This window comes from Limibacter armeniacum (genome assembly GCF_036880985.1).
In the GTDB taxonomy this organism is placed as follows: Bacteria; Bacteroidota; Bacteroidia; order Cytophagales; family Flammeovirgaceae; genus Limibacter; species Limibacter armeniacum.
On sequence record NZ_JBAJNO010000004.1, the window covers coordinates 60165 to 76936 of the forward strand.

Genomic DNA, 16772 nt, shown 5'->3' on the forward strand with positions numbered 1-16772 from the left:
CTGGTTTACTACTCCCAAACAACCTCTACTTTCACTCCTCCTTGTACTTTCACTTTGATGGTGCCTCCTTGGTTTTCCAGCAATTTTGCTCCTGAAACCTTTACTTTCTTGCCATTTGCTTCAACACCAAAATCCAAGGTCAGCTCCTGATCCTTACCTGAAGTAAAGCTTAAGTCTACCTCTTTCTCAGTCCACTCTAACTTATTTACTTCAACCTGTCCTCTTACGAGCACTCCTTCTACTGAACCGTTTTTCCAATCATCAGGTAAAGCAGGGAAAACATCAATATGACCTGGTCTACCGTTCACCAGCATTCTGGTAATCAATGAAGGGAAACCACCACTGATATCCATATTGAACAAGTTGCCAGGATTATGGGTAGTACCCATTCCTTTTGTCCAGTAATACATGGACAGGTATTCCAATACTTCACTAGTGTTCTCCTTGTCTCTCAATGTTACAGCTGAGTTACCCATCAGGCACATACCGAAAGACATTTCACCTCCGTGGTGTTGCTTACGGATTTTCATTCTTTCTTCAATGGTCTTTGCCGCTGCCGCTTTCAGTGTAGGGTCTGTCAATAGGTCCATATCAGGCATTTCATACAATCCGTACAGGTGGCTTGCATGACGGTGTGACTGGTTCTCAGAAAAACCATCCCACAACCACTCCCTGATCGTACCATCCGCTTCATTGATCTGGTATGGCGGCAACAATGCCATCATGTTTTCCTTCTTGCGGATTTCATTCTTGCTTACACCCAATACTTTTGCTGAAGCAATCCAGTTTCTCAACAGTTCTTTTACCAATACAATATCCATGGTCGCATTGATACAGTTTTGCCATCTGTGCTCCAATGGATTGTTCTCAGGAGAGTAAGAAGGGTTTACCATATACATCCCGTCTTCCCCCAAAACAAGGAAGTCTTCCCAGAAAGCCAATGCCTCTGAAATAAACGGAAATGCTCTTTCCTTCAGGAACTCCACATCACCTGTGTACAGGTAGTAGTCGTAGAAGAATGAGGCAGTCCATGCTGCACCACCGTTCCAGTATTCCATTGTCCATGTCTCGTCATAATGGTTATTGAGACCGTGAGTACTGGTATGGGAAGGAACGTGGATACCTTTTGCTCCATAGAATTGTCTGGCATTGATGCGGTACTGCTCCAACATACGTTCATGGTAATCAAAGTAAGACAGCATTAGCTCAGGCATATTGCCATTCAGGTAATGTGAAACGGCTACTTCAACGTTGCCATCATGTGTAAAGTCTGATGACCAAGGTGGTGTCCAAGTACCACTCCAGATACCTTGCAGGTTTGGAGGGTTGGTTCCTGTTGCACAAATGATATTGTATCTGGCAGCTTCAAACTGTCTTTGGATAATACCCGCAGATGTTTTCTTTTTTGCTGTCAGTACCAATGTTTCTGAAGTCATTGCCTGCTCTTCCTCAGTTGGTTTCAGGTCAAGCTTCATGTTACCGAAAAGTCTACCGTGACTTTCCAGCTGACTTTCAATCAGTTTGTCATAAGAAGTAGATACAGCTGAGATTGTCTTTTTCAATCCTGCCAATGAGGCACTGTTATCTTCTGTATAGTATGGCTTGATATCTACGTAGATCAGCACTTCTTCCGCATTGCGGATAACGGCTCTGTTACCATTAAACTCCAGTGAACCTCCTTTTACCTCAAAACGGGCAACGCCATCATAACCCAAAGGTGAGTTTTGATGAGGTTTGTTATAAGTCACGTGAAAATGCAGATACTGGTCATCCTCAACAGTCGTATTGGCTTCCTTGATTACAGATGAGATAAACTCACTCTGGTTCCATGCATGTGGGTGCTTTACAAGGTTTACATCCAAATCGATTGGGGCTGTACCTGTCACTCTGGTTACCAGTACGCTATCTTTTCTTGAGGCAAAAGTGCTACGCTCAAACTTACCCTTTTGGTCTTTCCACTGCACAATAGCTTCTGCAGTTTCATAGTTAACCATTCTGCGGTACTCTTTTATATTAGAAGCTGGCATCTCAAAGTTCAAGTTTGCCGCAGGTACAAATGGATCAGTCCACTTCTTAGCACCGTAACCTGCCTCTTCCCAAAGCTGAACGCCCATTCTGGCTGCTTCTTCCCACTTACCATCCAGCTGAAGCTGACGGATTTCTTCCAAGTGGTTAGCCATATTTGGAGGAGTTACAGGCCCCTCATTAGGTAGGAACAACAAAGCATGGTTCAGGATAATTGTTTCCTCAAAAGGATCACCCATGACCATCGCTCCTAAAGTACCATTACCAGTCAGCAGGGCATCTTCCCACTGTGCGGCAGGCAGCCAACTTGTAAAACCCTTTTCAGGAGTATCATGCATTTGGGCAAAAGTGCTTGATGCACATAAGACCAAACTGCTGATAACGACTAAGAATATATTACGTAACATAATTTCTGATATTTATGAGATAGCTGTGAAGGTAGTCATGTCTTGAAAAGGACACCCTCGGCTCTGGACAAAGACGGCACTGCCTTGCCAATCAAAACCACAATAGTGATGATGGCGGAAACGAATCCACCACCATCAGATAATAAACACCCAAGATTCACTTTCACCACATTGTTATATGACCAACATTCAGGCACATAACAACGCAACGGGATGATTATTTTAAGAGAAATTATTTAAGCGAAACCTTCACTTCTTCGCCAGCATATTTCACTGACTCGAATGAGAATGATTTCTGAGCAATATCAACAGGATTGTTCTTGTCAACTACCACTACTCTGAACTCACGGTCTTTCACCATGCCATCAAATGCACCTTGACGAGCCTTGATTGTCAGTGTCTGGTCAGCTTCAGACCACTCCATTGGAATCATTGTATAGTTACCTTTTTCGTAGTTGTAGTTAGTACCTTCATCCTCATACAACTCAAAAGTAGCATCCGCACCAGTGTAAACCAGCAAGGTAACAGGCGCATCAGGTTTTTCGCTTGTATACTGGATATCAACACCTGTAGGAACAATTGAACCTGCTTTTACGAACAACGGCATTTCCTCGTAAGGAGCATTGACCACTTTCTTCTGTCCACCTTTGATAAACTCACCTGTGTGTGCATCATACCAGCCATTGCCAGCAGGGAAGTATACTTCTCTTTCACGAGCCTTGTACTCATATACTGGACAAGCCATTAGTGAAGGGCCAAACATAAACTGGTCACCGATGTTGTACACATTCTTGTCTTCAGTAAAGTCCATTGCCAAACCACGCATGATTGTGTAATCCTTGAAGTGCGTCCAACCTGCCAATGAGTAGATATAAGGCATCAGGCGGTAACGCAGCTTGTTGTATTTCACGATTGACTCGTATGCTGGGTGACCTTCAGGGGCAATGTTGTACACCTCTCTGAATGGGTACTGACCGTGCACTCTGAAAAGAGGTACAAATGCACCGAACTGGAACCAACGCGTGTTCAACTCTCTCCACTCTCTCATATCTTCGCTGCCTTCAGTCGCTCTCTCGTATCTTTTCTCAACACAGAATCCACCTACGTCCATTGTCCAGTAAGGAAGACCTGACATTGCAAAGTTGATACCTGCTGAGATTTGAGCTTCCATATCTTCCCAACGTGTTCCAATATCACCACTCCAAGTTACCGCACCGTATTTCTGAAGACCTGCAAAACCTGATCTTGTCAGAATAAATACACGCTCGTCATTATCTACGCTACGCTGACCTTCGTAAATACCTTTCGCATTCATCAGTGCATAAGCATTGAAGTACTGGGTAGATGATCCCATTGCAGTCGGGTTCATCAGGTCTTTACGGTATTGAACGCTTGCATTTGAAAGGATATCTGGCTCAGAAGCATCCATCCACCATGCATCAAATCCTTTTGTATAAAGTTTCTCCTTGATCTGCTCCCAGAACAGTTTTCTAGCGCCTTCACTGTAAGCATCGTAGAATGAACCTACATAACCCTGTGCAATCCAGTCTTTCACGTTATCATCGATCGCTCTTTTGTACATCCAGCCTTTCTCGTCGAACTGCTTGTAATGCTCTGTTGACTCGTAGAACTTAGGCCATACAGACACCATGATATTGGCATTGTTCTCATGAACTTCGTCAATCATTGCCTTTGCATCAGGGAAACGGTCAAGGTCAAAGTCGTGGCTACCCCAAGCATCTTGTGGCCAGTAAGACCAGTCTAGTACGATGTTATCGATTGGAATTTGACGCTTTCTAAATTCTTTCAGTGCACCTAGCAACTCGTCTTGCGTCTTGTAACGCTCACGGCTTTGCCAGAAGCCCATTGACCATTTCGGCATTACCTGTGCCTTACCTGTGATAGTACGGTACTGTCCGATCACTTCATCCATTGACTCACCTTTCATAAAGTAGTAACGGATATCCTGTCCCATTTCAGAGAAGAAAGACAGTCTTTCCTGCTCCTTCTTGTCTACTGGAGAAAGGACTTTCAAACCAATGTAAGAGATACCGCCATCAGGGATCCACTCCAGCTTGATGTTGTGTTTCTTACCTTTTTCCATCTGTACGCTGAACTTGGCAACAGAAGGGTTCCAAGCTGTTCTCCATTTGTCAAACTGAAGCTCGCCATCTACCCAAAGCTTTGTGTAACCTGCATAGTAGCAAAGGAACTTGAATTCACCAGTCTCATCTGCTTCAATGGCACCTTCCCATGTGATGATGGCATTGTTGAAATCCACACCTTTAGGGAAGTTCTCAACAGTCTCAAGGTTTTCGTAGTCAATTGTGCTTTCCTTACGCTCAATAAATACATGCTTGTTGTTACCATGCTCACGGTAAGAAGCATCCAAACCACCTGGATTTCCTGCCTTGTCATACAGCTTCAATGTATTGATCTGCGCATATGGTCTTGCATCACCGAAACGGCTCAGAGAATAGTTATCCCAAAGGATACCATATTTTTTAGTTGATACTACAAACGGTACAGACACCTTCGTGTTGTATTGGAAAAGCTCCTCGTTCTTTCCTTTGTAGTTCATTTCATTAGCCTGATGCTGACCCAATCCATAAAGGGCCTCATCTGCTGGAGAGTCAAACTGCTGACGAAGCTCGTAAGCAGCTACACTGTCCACAGTAACAGGAGAGAATGTTCTTCCCTCAACCGCTTTCTCCTTGATGATCTCACTACCATCTGCGTTGAAGTAAGCGACTGCTCCTGACTTTTTATTTACTGTAACCTGCAAAGCATCTGTTTTGATTGCCCATTCAGATGAATGCTCAGTTACTTCAAAATCTTTAAACTTTGAAGGCTGCTCTGCCTCAGTCAAACTTTTTGTCTGATCGAAATTAGCATTTGCTGTTGCCTCCACTTTTACAATATCATCTTGCAGGAGTGTCAAACGCACTTTCTTCACCTGATCAGCCCCTTCAATATCGAAAGTCAATGCATTCCCATCTGCCTTGAAGCTTTTCTTACAAGAAGAAAATACTGTTAGGAACACGATTGAATATATAAGCCACTTTTTCATTTCTTAAGCTTAAATGGTTGAAATTGTTTGCTAGAGGCATGCCCCCTTTTTTTGAGGGCATGCTTCATGATAAATTACTCTTGTCCTTCCAGCACAAAGTGGAATACCATATATTCTGCTTTATCTGGGTCACGCTTACCGAACCAGATATCAGTCACTACCTCACCAGCTGTCTGCGTTTTGACAATTCTCCACTCATTGTCCACTGTAGTAGTAGCTACTACCCATGAACCAATGTTGAAGGCAGGTGTAACCTCATTAAACGTTACGATATTTGTACTTGCATCTACTTCAAATGTTCCTTCAGTTACAACACCAGCATTGTCTGTAACTTTCACTACACCGTCGTTGAAGAACTCAACCTGGCAAGGTGCAATACCATCCTGATCTGCTGCAGTGTAACCAGCCCAATCAGGGTAGTCTTCAACTGCTGTAAAGCCGTTCAGCAATTCTCCTGTCAGGCTAGCCCAGTCAAATGGTGTTTCCTTGCTCAACACCCACTTCTTGCTGTTTGAAGTACCCAATGCATCTTCAACGCTGTCACCACCTAGATCCACTTCGATATCAGGATCACCAGCAGGTGTCCAGTTCTCAGCATAATCCTTTGAGATAAAGTTGTAAATCAACAATGCTGCACCTTCACCTGACAATGCAGGGTCACGTGTCACTGCCAATTGCATAGCATTCTCAGAGATAGAGATTACTTTAGTTTTACCCCAGTCTACCACATTACCGTCATTAGGCTCACCATGAAGGATGCCAGCATCTGTCAGTTGCAGCGTTTTGGCATCAGTATCCAGGAAGTAAACACCTGTCTCTACTTTCCCTAGCATATTGTGGTCTACGGTTACAGATGGTTGTCCTTTAAGGCTAAATGTCATAGAACCATAGTCACCCGCAGGCATCATCCAGCTACCGTCATACCCAGCTTCCCATACCCAGCAATCAGCATCACCATAACATTCATTATCCCAACCATAATCAAGGCCAGCATAGTACAATGGACCGTTGAAGTACTTCAGGTTAGCATCAGCATCCAGATCAAGGTACCATACCTTTTCATTACCAACACCACCTGACAACAGCTCCCACATTGGGTCTTTCAGGTAATCAAAGTTGGTTGTTGTAATTTCAAGGCTAAATGTGTCAGCAGCCACGTAACCACCTTCACTCATCACACCGTATACAAATTGGTATTCACCCGGAAATGCCAGTTTTACGGTATCTTCTACTCTTGTGGAACGTCCTAAAGGCGTAATCCAAAGTGGCGCAGCATTTGGTGTTTCACTTGACAGGATCACCATATTGGGATCTTCAGGATTTGATACAATGGAAAATTTCAAATCTTCCTTTGACATCATATTTCCCAAATCATATTCTTCAGGTTGGCAACTCCAAAAACCGATGATAGTAAGCAGCAGGAGTGACCATCTATTTATATTTCTTTTCATAATTCTTCGATTAAAAAGTTATTACTTCCAACCTTCATTTTGAGTAAGTACACCCCCTGATCTCGTGATCTGATTCTGAGGAATCATCTGAAGACCACGAGTTTCAATCAGGTTGCTTGCCTTAATCGTCTTTTCAGTGTCAACCCCACCATCTTGCAGTGTGATTACCTGATTGACAGTAGCTGCTGCTACCTCAACACCTTGGCGAAGCAAATCCCAGTAACGGATACCTTCAAATGCGAACTCCCACATACGCTCACGAAGAATGTTTTCATTTGTAGCTGCAACTGAACCCAAACCAGCACGTCCTCTTACCTGATCAAGGTAGTCTTGCGCATTAGCGCTTCCCAGCTCGGCTGCCATCAGCAATACATCTGCATAACGCATCACTACATAGTCCTGGAACTGTCCAATCTGGAAGTTTACAGCACCATTAGCTTCTGCTACATCAGTACCATCAGGGTTGGCAAGTGGTGTATATTTTTTATTGGTATAACCACTGTATTCACGCTGATCAGAAACATCAAAGTCCAATCCTTCTTCCTCAATAGCAATGATAGAAGCATCTCTTCTGTTATCATTTGTTGCATATGAGTTATAAAGTTTAGGGTTTACAGTACATGCACCCCAACCTTTTCCATAAGGGCTATATGATTTCGATTTTGCATCACGAAGTCCCAACATTACCAACCAGTGGTTACCGTCTGTGTTGCCATCGTAATCTGAAGTAATGTTATACTTTATTGCAAAAACAGTTTCTGCATTGTCTTTACCTGCATAGGTAGTTTGCAACTCCTCTCCTGACGCAGAAGTATATGAAGAGGCAGCAGGCCACAAGTCTTTAAAGTCTGCTATCAGTTGGTAGTTACCACTACTGATTACCTCTTCAAGACCCGTCAAAACCTCTTCCTTACTTACCAAACCAACCAAGTCAGACTTACCATAGTAACCTGTGTAAAACAAGAATACTTTAGCTAAATATGCTTTAGCCACAAAACGGTTAACTTTTCCTGGACTTACTGTTTCACTACCAAACTCAGCCGCAAAAAGAAGGTCTTCCGTAATGGCTTTATAAGTTGAATCTGATTCAGACTGCGGGATGTTACCGTTCACTGGTTCAAGTACCAAAGGAACTCGCTCCCATAGACGAACCATATCAAAATAAGCGTAAGCACGAAGGAACCTTGCTTCAGCTTCTGTCTCTACTTTTGCAGTTTCATCACCTTCCCAATCGATCTGGTCCATTTTCTGGAGCAGGGCATTGGAGCGGTAAATTGCCTTGTAGTAATTTTTCCAGTTCTCGTCGAAGATGTTGACTTCTCCTGGTGAACGCTGGAGATCAAACTCATCCAACACCTGATAGTTGTAAGCATCGTTGTTTCCTACTCCTCCAAAACAGTTGTCTGAAAACACTTCTGAAGCAGTTGGAAATGCAACTCCACTTGAATAAAGCTGTTGCATTCCATCATAGCAACCAACAATTGCCATCTCAGCATCAGCTTTAGTTTGATAAAAGTTTTCGTCCGTTATTTGCGTTAGCGGCTCACCATCCAGAAAACCTGAACATCCACCAGCCATCAGCAAACCCACAAAGGACATATATCTAATTACTTTTTTCATGATATTTCTTTCCTTAGAAGTTAATATTTGCACCAACTAGATAAGTTTTAGGGCGAGGGTAGAAACCTAAATCGACACCTGATGATCCTCCTTGAAGGCCATATCCAACTTCAGGGTCCATACCATTGTAGTTAGTGAATACAAATGGATTTTGAACTGTTGCATACAGTCTCAAACGCTTGAAGAAACCATTAGAAACAAGGTGCTTGAAATCATAACCTAGCGTGATGTTGTTGATTCTCAAGAAATCGCCATCTTTCACAAAAATATCTGAGAACTGAACGTAGTTCACGTTCGTTTGTGTTACTCGAGGTATTGTATTAGAGGTTCCCTCACCGTGCCACCTGTCTAGGATTTCAGTTGTATAGTTCGAATAGCCATTTGCATGGTTTCTGTATGACTGGACAATCTGATTACCCGCTACACCGTATGCCAATACAGAGAAGTCAAACCCTTTGTATTCTGCGGATAACGTGAAGCTAAACGTATAATCAGGGTTAGGGTCGCCTAGGTTTACCTTATCGTTATCATCAATTACACCATCATTGTTTACGTCAATATAGCGTAGGTCACCTGGTTGTGCATTTGGCTGAATCAAGCTGCCTTCAGGACCTGTATAACTTGCTACTTCTGCTTCGTTCTGGAAGATTCCATCAGTTTGCAATCCCCAGAAGTAACCAATAGGCAGACCTGTTTGCGCTCTACGATAGAATTGTCCTGCATTGTCATACAACACGTTTTCCAAACCAGGAACAATACCATCATCCGTTGGCACATCAGTAACTTTATTCTTGTTCTTGGTAATATTAGCTCCAATGCTATACTTCAACTCACCTACCTGATCAGACCAGTTCAAACCAATCTCAATACCTTTGTTGATAACATTACCTCCATTAAAGACAGGAGCATCTGCACCATCTGTTGCATAACCTGGTCTTTCCAATAACCAATCTTTAGTTGTCTTATTATACCAGTCAAACGTTGTTGAAAGCTTACCTTTAAGGAAGTCAGCATCAAAACCAATATTGGTTTGCTCTGAGGTTTCCCAACGTACATCAGGGTTACCGAGACGGCTAGGATACGCGCCAATTGCATTACCGGAAGCATTGAAATCTTCTGAGCCGAAATAGTAATTACTATTGCCAATACTTATAGGAGCTAAGAATTGCCATGCTTCAATACTTTGGTTACCCACCTGTCCCCAGCTGGCTCTCAACTTAAAGAAATCCATAAAGGGCTCTGTGAATGACATAAAGTCTTCAGCAGAAACAATCCAACCTGCTGAAACTGAAGGGAAGTATCCCCATTGATTTACATTAGCAAACCTTGAAGAACCATCCGCACGGAAAGTGGTATTGAACAGGTACTTCTCATTATAGGTATAGTTCAGCCTTCCATAATAGGATAATCTATTTTCAGGATCATTTGGAGAACCATCATAAGTCAGTTGGGCATAATCTTGATTAGTAGTATTATTAATCCAAGCATGGTCGTAATCATTAAAGATCATGTCTGTATTGGTTATACTCAATGATTGACCTGTATTCTCATAAGCAGTTACACCAGCCATCAGGCTAAGGTCACTTTTGCCGAATCTCATGTCATACTGAGCAAAGTTATCCCAAGTCCAAGCTAAGCCTTGTCCTAATGCTTGTGAAACACTATTATTGATTCTTCTATCATAGATTGACAGTTCATATTCAGGTTTGTAATAACGACTCGAAGTATAGTAGTAATCAAAGCCTATACGAGAAGTAAACTTCAACCCATCAAGTGGATTCACCTCAACGAATACATTACCCAATAACTTCGCTTCTGTATTCTTACCTTGATTGTTCAACATCATAGAAGCAAATGGATTGGATTCACCGGGAAACCAAGGACTCCATTCTTCTCCCTGATACATTACACCTGCTAGGTTGCTCATGTAATTACCATTATCATCATATACAGGCAAGAATGGGCTTGTATTGAAAGCACCTCTCAATGAGTTGTTGTATTGATCTCCTACTGATACCCCTCTTCTTGTAGAGTGAGAGAAAGTCAGGTTCTGACCGATCTTAACAATATCTCCCAGCACTTTGTGGTCTGTATTTATACGCAACGAGTAACGTTCGTAGTCTGATACTTCAGGTCCACCCATGATACCTTCCTGTCCTGTATAAGACAGTGACATTGAGTATACTGATGTTTGGTTACCACCATTAAGACCCAATACATAGTTTTCCGTCACAGCGTTGTTATAGATCATTTGATCTAACCAATCTGTTCCTTCACCCATTGAAGCAATCTGCTCACTCGTAAAGATTGGCGCTTTACCAGAGTTGATGGCAGCTTCATTCATGATCACTGCATACTCTTTACCATTTAGCAAGTCAACCTTTCCCGCTGGCTGCTGAACACCATAATAAGTATCGAAAGTCACATTCATAGAACCTTCTTTACCTTTCTTAGTAGTAATCAGTACTACACCATTGGCAGCCTGAGAACCATAGATAGCAGCAGAAGCAGCATCCTTCAATACGTCAAATGACTCGATATCTGCAGCATTTAGATAAGAGATGTCTCCTGTCTGTACACCATCTACAATATAAAGTGGCTGTGAATTACCAATGGTACCAACACCCCTGATGTTTACTTTCATTGACTCACCAGGCTGACCTGATGTAGCAGTAATATTAACACCCGGAGTTTGTCCTTGCATTGCGTCCAGCGGGTTCGCTGTACTTAACTTTGATATAGTTTCACCTTTTACCTGGCCTGTTGCACCTGTCAAAAGTTTCTTCTTCTGAACACCATATCCCACAACAACAATTTCTTCCAGTTCAGCAGCATCTTCTGACAAAGCAACTTTGACTTGTGACTGTCCGGTTAGAAGGACTTCCTGAGAAACATGCCCTACGAAAGAAACAACCAGTGTCTCTCCTTCTTTTGCTTGTATCGCAAATTTCCCATCAAAGTCAGTCAACGTTCCCGTTACGGTTCCTTTGATTAGAACATTGGCACCCGGTAAAGGAGAACCATCCATTTCCGAAACAACTACACCTTTAATCATTCCTCCTGTTTGTCCAAATACTGTAGTAGTACTCACAACAAAGAGAAATATTAAAAGATAGAAGTGCGATCTAGAGAAGCTAAATCTGTACTCCCCAAAATCAATTTTGTCTTTGTGCTTCATATTTATTGGTTTTACATAAATAAGAGTTCACACTTAAACCCCCAAGTGTGTATGGCAAATGTAAAACTCACCCTTAAAGAGGAGTGGCGAAAATGTTAACAATATGTGTCGAAATGATACTTTATGAAAAAAAAGTAGGATTTAACGAGTGTTAAAATGATCGAAACATTATGACATTTTTAAAATAAACCCACAAAATCAACATATAAACCAACATTTACGCACTTATTTTAAAACATACCTAACAATAATTGTAAATAACTGAAGTGACGATTTGATACATATCATATGTGCCATTGACACTATTTGAAGGTATCCAGCAAAGGGTAATTTTATTACGCTTTTGAACACTTATTACCTAAACCCTGTCTTTGGATACATTTGATTGGCTCAAAACGAATGGCATTTTTTATACCTACTCAAACTTGCACAGCAAGCCACATCTTCTTGTGAATTCACAAGCCTAGCAAACCCGATAAAATCAGCGAAAAAGTATCAAATAGAGGCATTGAAAATGAATAAGGTTCATTTAAACACTTATTGTTATCAATTTAACCATTTGGTTTCCGCTATATATCGGATTTTTGAGCAAAACAAGGTGACAGCTATAAAAGGGTACAAATATAAGCTTTATTCCCTTGAAAATGAGTTAACAGAAATCACCAAATGCACAAAGGGAATAAAAAGCCCTTGTAAGCAACCAAAACTTCTAAACTAGCAAGGCAACACATGAGAAAACTGATACTCTTTTTTGTAACCTATACGTTTATTCTTCAGGCTTCTGCTCAGAAGTACGACTTTCAAGACCAAACACAAACAACTGAACAGCGGATAACATCCCTTCTATCCTCCATGACATTGGAAGAAAAAATTCATTGTCTAGGAACAAACCCCACAGTGAGTAGGCTCAATGTTAGGGGAACAGATCATATAGAAGGTCTTCATGGTGTAGCAATGGGAGAACCAGGTAATTGGGGAAAAGACAATCCTATTCCGACCACTACATTTCCACAAGCCATCGGTATGGCCCAAACATGGGATACACTGCTCCTCAAAAAAATGGGAGAGGTTGAAGGGTATGAGGCAAGATACCTATTGCAGTCTCCTGAATTCCAAAGAGGAGGACTTGTTGTCAGAGCACCTAATGCTGACATTGGAAGAGATATCCGTTGGGGTAGAAATGAGGAGTGCTACGGTGAGGATGCCTTTTTCAATGGCAAAATGACAGCCTCCATGATCAGAGGCTTGCAAGGAGATCATCCAAAATACTGGCAAACTGCCGCTTTAATGAAACATTTTCTTGCCAACAGCAACGAAGATACCCGCACTTTTTCCTCTTCTGACTTTGATGAGCGCCTTTTGAGAGAATATTACGCCTTACCATTTGAAATGGGTATCAAGGAAGGTGGTTCTAGAGCCTTTATGGCAGCCTACAACAAAGTAAATCAGGTACCGATGATGGTAAGTCCCCTGCTCAAGTCACTGGCTATTGAAGAATGGGGGCAGGATGGTATTATCTGTACTGATGGTGGCGCACTTAAGTTGTTGATTTCAGATCACAAGTATTTCAGCGATGTTACATATGGGGCATCTTCAGGGGTAAAAAGAGGAATCAACCAGTTTTTGGACGACCATAAGGAAGCCATTGCAAAAGGTATTGAGAAAGGAATCATTACTGAACAAGATATAGACGAAGTACTAAGAGGTGTATTCCGTGTGATGATCAAATTGGGCATGCTGGATAATCCTGATGATAACCCGTATGCCAAGATCGGTTTGAACGAAAAACAACACCCTTGGGAAACAAATGAACACATGCAGGCAGTACTGGAAGCAACAAAAGCATCAATTGTACTCCTAAAAAACGAAAACAACACCCTTCCAATTAACAAAAAGAACATATCCAAAATCGTTTTGGTAGGTCCAATCGCCAATGAGGTTCGACTGGACTGGTACAGCGGAACGCCTCCCTACTCTGTTACCATTCTGGAAGGTTTAAAGAAATTTGCTGGCAAGCAGGTAGAGATTGAATGGATTGAAAATTTCGACCGAAAATCCGATTCACTAAAAGTAGCTCAGGCTGACATTGTCATTCCATGTGTCGGTAATCACCCGACAGGAGAAGCAGGTTGGGCTAAAGTAACCCGTGACAGCTACGGCAAAGAAGCCGTTGACCGCAAGTCAATCATTTTGGAAGATGAGGCATGGGTAAAAGACCTGTATGAACTGAATCCAAGAATGGTAATGGTATTGGTGAGTAGCTTCCCTTATGCAATCAACTGGTCTAACCAAAATGTTCCTGCCATTTTACATATGACACACAACAGTCAGGAAATGGGTAATGCCTTGGCTGAAGTGGTATTTGGCGCTTACAGTCCTGCAGGCAAATTGGTGCAAACCTGGCCAATGTCTGAACAAGACCTTCCTGAACTGATGGATTACAATATCCGTAACGGCAGTACTTACCAGTATTTTAAAGGGAATCCACTTTATGCGTTCGGTTATGGTTTGTCCTATACCGAATTCAAATACGACGACCTGAAAATCACGCCTTCCGATGACCATTGTTTAGTAAGCCTAACAGTGGAGAATATTGGCGCATTTGATAGCGATGAGGTAGTAGAGGTATATGTCCGTTATCCGCAATCAGAAGTAGAGCGACCAAACAAGTCGCTGATGGGATTTGCACGCAAGACCATCAAGAAAGGTAAAAAAGTAACCGTTGAAATTCCGGTTAGCTACAAATACCTAAGGTACTGGAATACGGCGGAACAGACTTTTGAACTGGAAAAAGGTCCTATTCAGATATTGGTAGGCGCTTCTTCCGATGATATCAGACTAAAAGAAACGACAAACATAGCAACTTCAAATCTGTAAATTTCTGAAGATGAAAAAACTGTATATAGGATTACTATTACTGTTACTCACAGGTCAACTTATGGCCCAATCCTTTTTCAAGAAAGAGGATATGATGAATGTGGGTGTGTATTATTATCCAGAACATTGGGATAAGGCGCAGTGGGAAAGAGATATCAAGAATATTGCAGATCATGGATTCGAGTTTATCCATATGGCTGAGTTTGCTTGGGCCAATATGGAGCCAACGGAAGGCAATTATGATTTCAAATGGCTGGATGAGGTAATTGATCTGGCAAACAAACATGGGCTTAAAGTCATTTTGGGTACACCAACGCCTTGTCCCCCACAATGGATGGGCGAAAAGTATCCTGAAATTTATGTGATGGATGCCCATTACCAGCGCAAGGAGCATGGTACAAGGGAAAATATGTCGCTGTCTCACCCGAAAGTAATTGCGGAGACAAAAGCGATTGTCACACAAATGGCCAAAAGGTATGGGAAAAATCCTGCCATCATGGGTTGGCAAATTGACAACGAGCCAGAAGGTAAGGCTGATTACAGCCCTGCTGCCCTAACAGCATTCAAGGAATGGCTGAAAGCTAAATACGGAACCATTGAAGCATTGAACCATGCTTGGGGTAACCTATTCTGGAGCCAGACATACAACAGTTTTGAAAGTGTTGCCATCCACAATGCCACACAAGTTGGCTGGTGGGGTGTCAACCCAATTGCATTACTGGACTTCAATCGCTTTACAGCTGACCAGCAAGCTAGATTTTTGGACTTACAGGCAGAAGTATTGCGTGAATACATCAATAGAGAACAATTTATCACAACCAACTACGTAGCCAAAAGCTACAGTGCAGACCCTAGCAGAACAGAGAAACTGGATTTTGCCAGTTTTACAGCTTATCCAAACTACGGCTCTACCAACCTTGGCGACCTTGGATTCAGATTGGGAGACCACAATGTACTGTTATATGCCAATGACTATTACAAATCTCTTTCTGGTGTTACAGGCGTAATGGAACTGCAACCCGGACAAGTAAACTGGGCTTCTGTAAACAGCCTGCTGCTTTCTGGAACTGTAAGAATGTGGCTGTGGCACAACTTCGCAGGCGGCAGTGACTATGCATGTACTTACCGTTACCGTCAGGTACTCTACGGAGCCGAGCAATATCACTCAGGCATTGTAACAACAGATGGTGTAAGCCTGTCACAGGGTGGTAAAGAGTATGTAGACTTTATCAATGAAGTAAAAATGCTCCGCAAACAATACGATGCCAAGGCTGAATTACCAAAAGCTTGGCAAGACAGAAAAACGGCTGTGATGTGGAACTATGATAACTTCTGGAACCTAAACCAGCAAAGCCAAACAGGTAAATGGAACAGCTGGGAACACCTACACAAGTATCACCGAATCCTGAACAGTTTTGGCGCTCCTGTTACATTTGTGGATGAGAAGGCTGACTTCTCTGAGTATCCGTTTATGGTGGTTCCTGCCTATGAAATGGTAGATGAGGTACTGGTACAGAAATGGAAAGACTACGTAAAACAAGGTGGTAACCTGATCATAAGCTGTCGTACAGGTGCTAAAGACAAGAACAATCACCTTTGGGAAGGAAACCTTTCTGCGATTATGAATGAGCTAATCGGAGGTGAGATTCAGGTTTTTGACATGATGCCTTATGGCAAGACAGGTAAAGTAGCACTGAACAACCAAACCTACGACTGGGGTGTTTGGGGGGACCAGATCAAACCTTCGAAAGGGACTGAAGTAATCGGTGCTTATGCAGACCAGTTCTATAAAGGTGAAGCAGCAATCCTTCGCCATACGATTGGCAAAGGTAACGTCTGGTACATCGGGGCTGACTCACAGGATGGCTTACTGGAAAAAGCAGTGATGGAAATGGCTTATGCAAAAGCAAAAGTAAGTGTAGACCAATATCCAGAGGGTGTCCTGCACTACTGGAGCAACGGCTTCTATATCGCAGTCAACTACTCATCAGAGACAGTCGAGTTACCGCTGCCAGCAGAAGCGAAAATCCTGATCGGGTCAAAATCTATTGAACCGGCAGGTGTAACGGTCTGGAAAGAAAATTAATTCTCAGAAAAATAATATTAAACGCCTTTTGTAAATTCGTCACAGCATCTACTATCAA

General features: G+C 42.3%; 7 protein-coding genes. 2 read left to right on the forward strand and 5 right to left on the reverse strand.

Annotation, left to right across the window (positions count from 1 at the left end; translation table 11 throughout):
• Positions 1 to 8 precede the first annotated feature (8 nt).
• The 5 genes from V6R21_RS04035 to V6R21_RS04055 form a co-directional block, all read right to left on the reverse strand.
• Positions 9 to 2432 carry a glycosyl hydrolase family 95 catalytic domain-containing protein gene (locus V6R21_RS04035; protein WP_334241105.1) on the reverse strand — a complete coding sequence of 808 codons (2424 nt, stop codon included), beginning with the start codon at positions 2430 to 2432 and terminating at the stop codon, positions 9 to 11.
• A gap of 232 nt (positions 2433 to 2664) precedes the next feature.
• The gene (locus V6R21_RS04040) at positions 2665 to 5502 is read right to left on the reverse strand and encodes a TIM-barrel domain-containing protein (protein WP_334241107.1); all 2838 of its coding nucleotides are present in this window, start codon (positions 5500 to 5502) and stop codon (positions 2665 to 2667) included.
• Between the two features lie 74 nt (positions 5503 to 5576).
• Complete coding sequence (locus V6R21_RS04045) at positions 5577 to 6953, reverse strand: hypothetical protein (protein WP_334241108.1); 1377 nt, start codon at positions 6951 to 6953, stop codon at positions 5577 to 5579.
• A 21-nt stretch (positions 6954 to 6974) separates the two neighbouring features.
• Positions 6975 to 8573 carry a RagB/SusD family nutrient uptake outer membrane protein gene (locus V6R21_RS04050; RefSeq protein WP_334241110.1) on the reverse strand — a complete coding sequence of 533 codons (1599 nt, stop codon included), beginning with the start codon at positions 8571 to 8573 and terminating at the stop codon, positions 6975 to 6977.
• A 13-nt stretch (positions 8574 to 8586) separates the two neighbouring features.
• The gene (locus V6R21_RS04055; RefSeq protein ID WP_334241111.1) at positions 8587 to 11751 is read right to left on the reverse strand and encodes a SusC/RagA family TonB-linked outer membrane protein; all 3165 of its coding nucleotides are present in this window, start codon (positions 11749 to 11751) and stop codon (positions 8587 to 8589) included.
• Between the two features lie 729 nt (positions 11752 to 12480).
• On the opposite strand from V6R21_RS04055, the gene V6R21_RS04060 reads away from it, so the two are divergent.
• Together V6R21_RS04060 and V6R21_RS04065 are read left to right on the forward strand one after the other, a co-directional pair.
• On the forward strand, positions 12481 to 14628 hold the full coding sequence (locus V6R21_RS04060; protein ID WP_334241113.1) for a glycoside hydrolase family 3 C-terminal domain-containing protein: 2148 nt from the start codon (positions 12481 to 12483) through the stop codon (positions 14626 to 14628).
• 10 nt (positions 14629 to 14638) lie between these two features.
• Positions 14639 to 16714: a beta-galactosidase gene (locus tag V6R21_RS04065; protein ID WP_334241116.1), complete on the forward strand. Its 2076-nt coding sequence runs from the start codon at positions 14639 to 14641 to the stop codon at positions 16712 to 16714.
• The last annotated feature ends 58 nt before the right edge of the window (positions 16715 to 16772 follow it).

Coding starts and splice junctions, on each gene's coding strand:
- V6R21_RS04035 (WP_334241105.1), bottom strand. CDS start 2,432: ATGTTACGTAATATATTCTTAGTCGTTATCAGCAGTTTGGTCTTATGT.
- V6R21_RS04040 (WP_334241107.1), bottom strand. CDS start 5,502: ATGAAAAAGTGGCTTATATATTCAATCGTGTTCCTAACAGTATTTTCT.
- V6R21_RS04045 (WP_334241108.1), bottom strand. CDS start 6,953: ATGAAAAGAAATATAAATAGATGGTCACTCCTGCTGCTTACTATCATC.
- V6R21_RS04050 (WP_334241110.1), bottom strand. CDS start 8,573: ATGAAAAAAGTAATTAGATATATGTCCTTTGTGGGTTTGCTGATGGCT.
- V6R21_RS04055 (WP_334241111.1), bottom strand. CDS start 11,751: ATGAAGCACAAAGACAAAATTGATTTTGGGGAGTACAGATTTAGCTTC.
- V6R21_RS04060 (WP_334241113.1), top strand. CDS start 12,481: ATGAGAAAACTGATACTCTTTTTTGTAACCTATACGTTTATTCTTCAG.
- V6R21_RS04065 (WP_334241116.1), top strand. CDS start 14,639: ATGAAAAAACTGTATATAGGATTACTATTACTGTTACTCACAGGTCAA.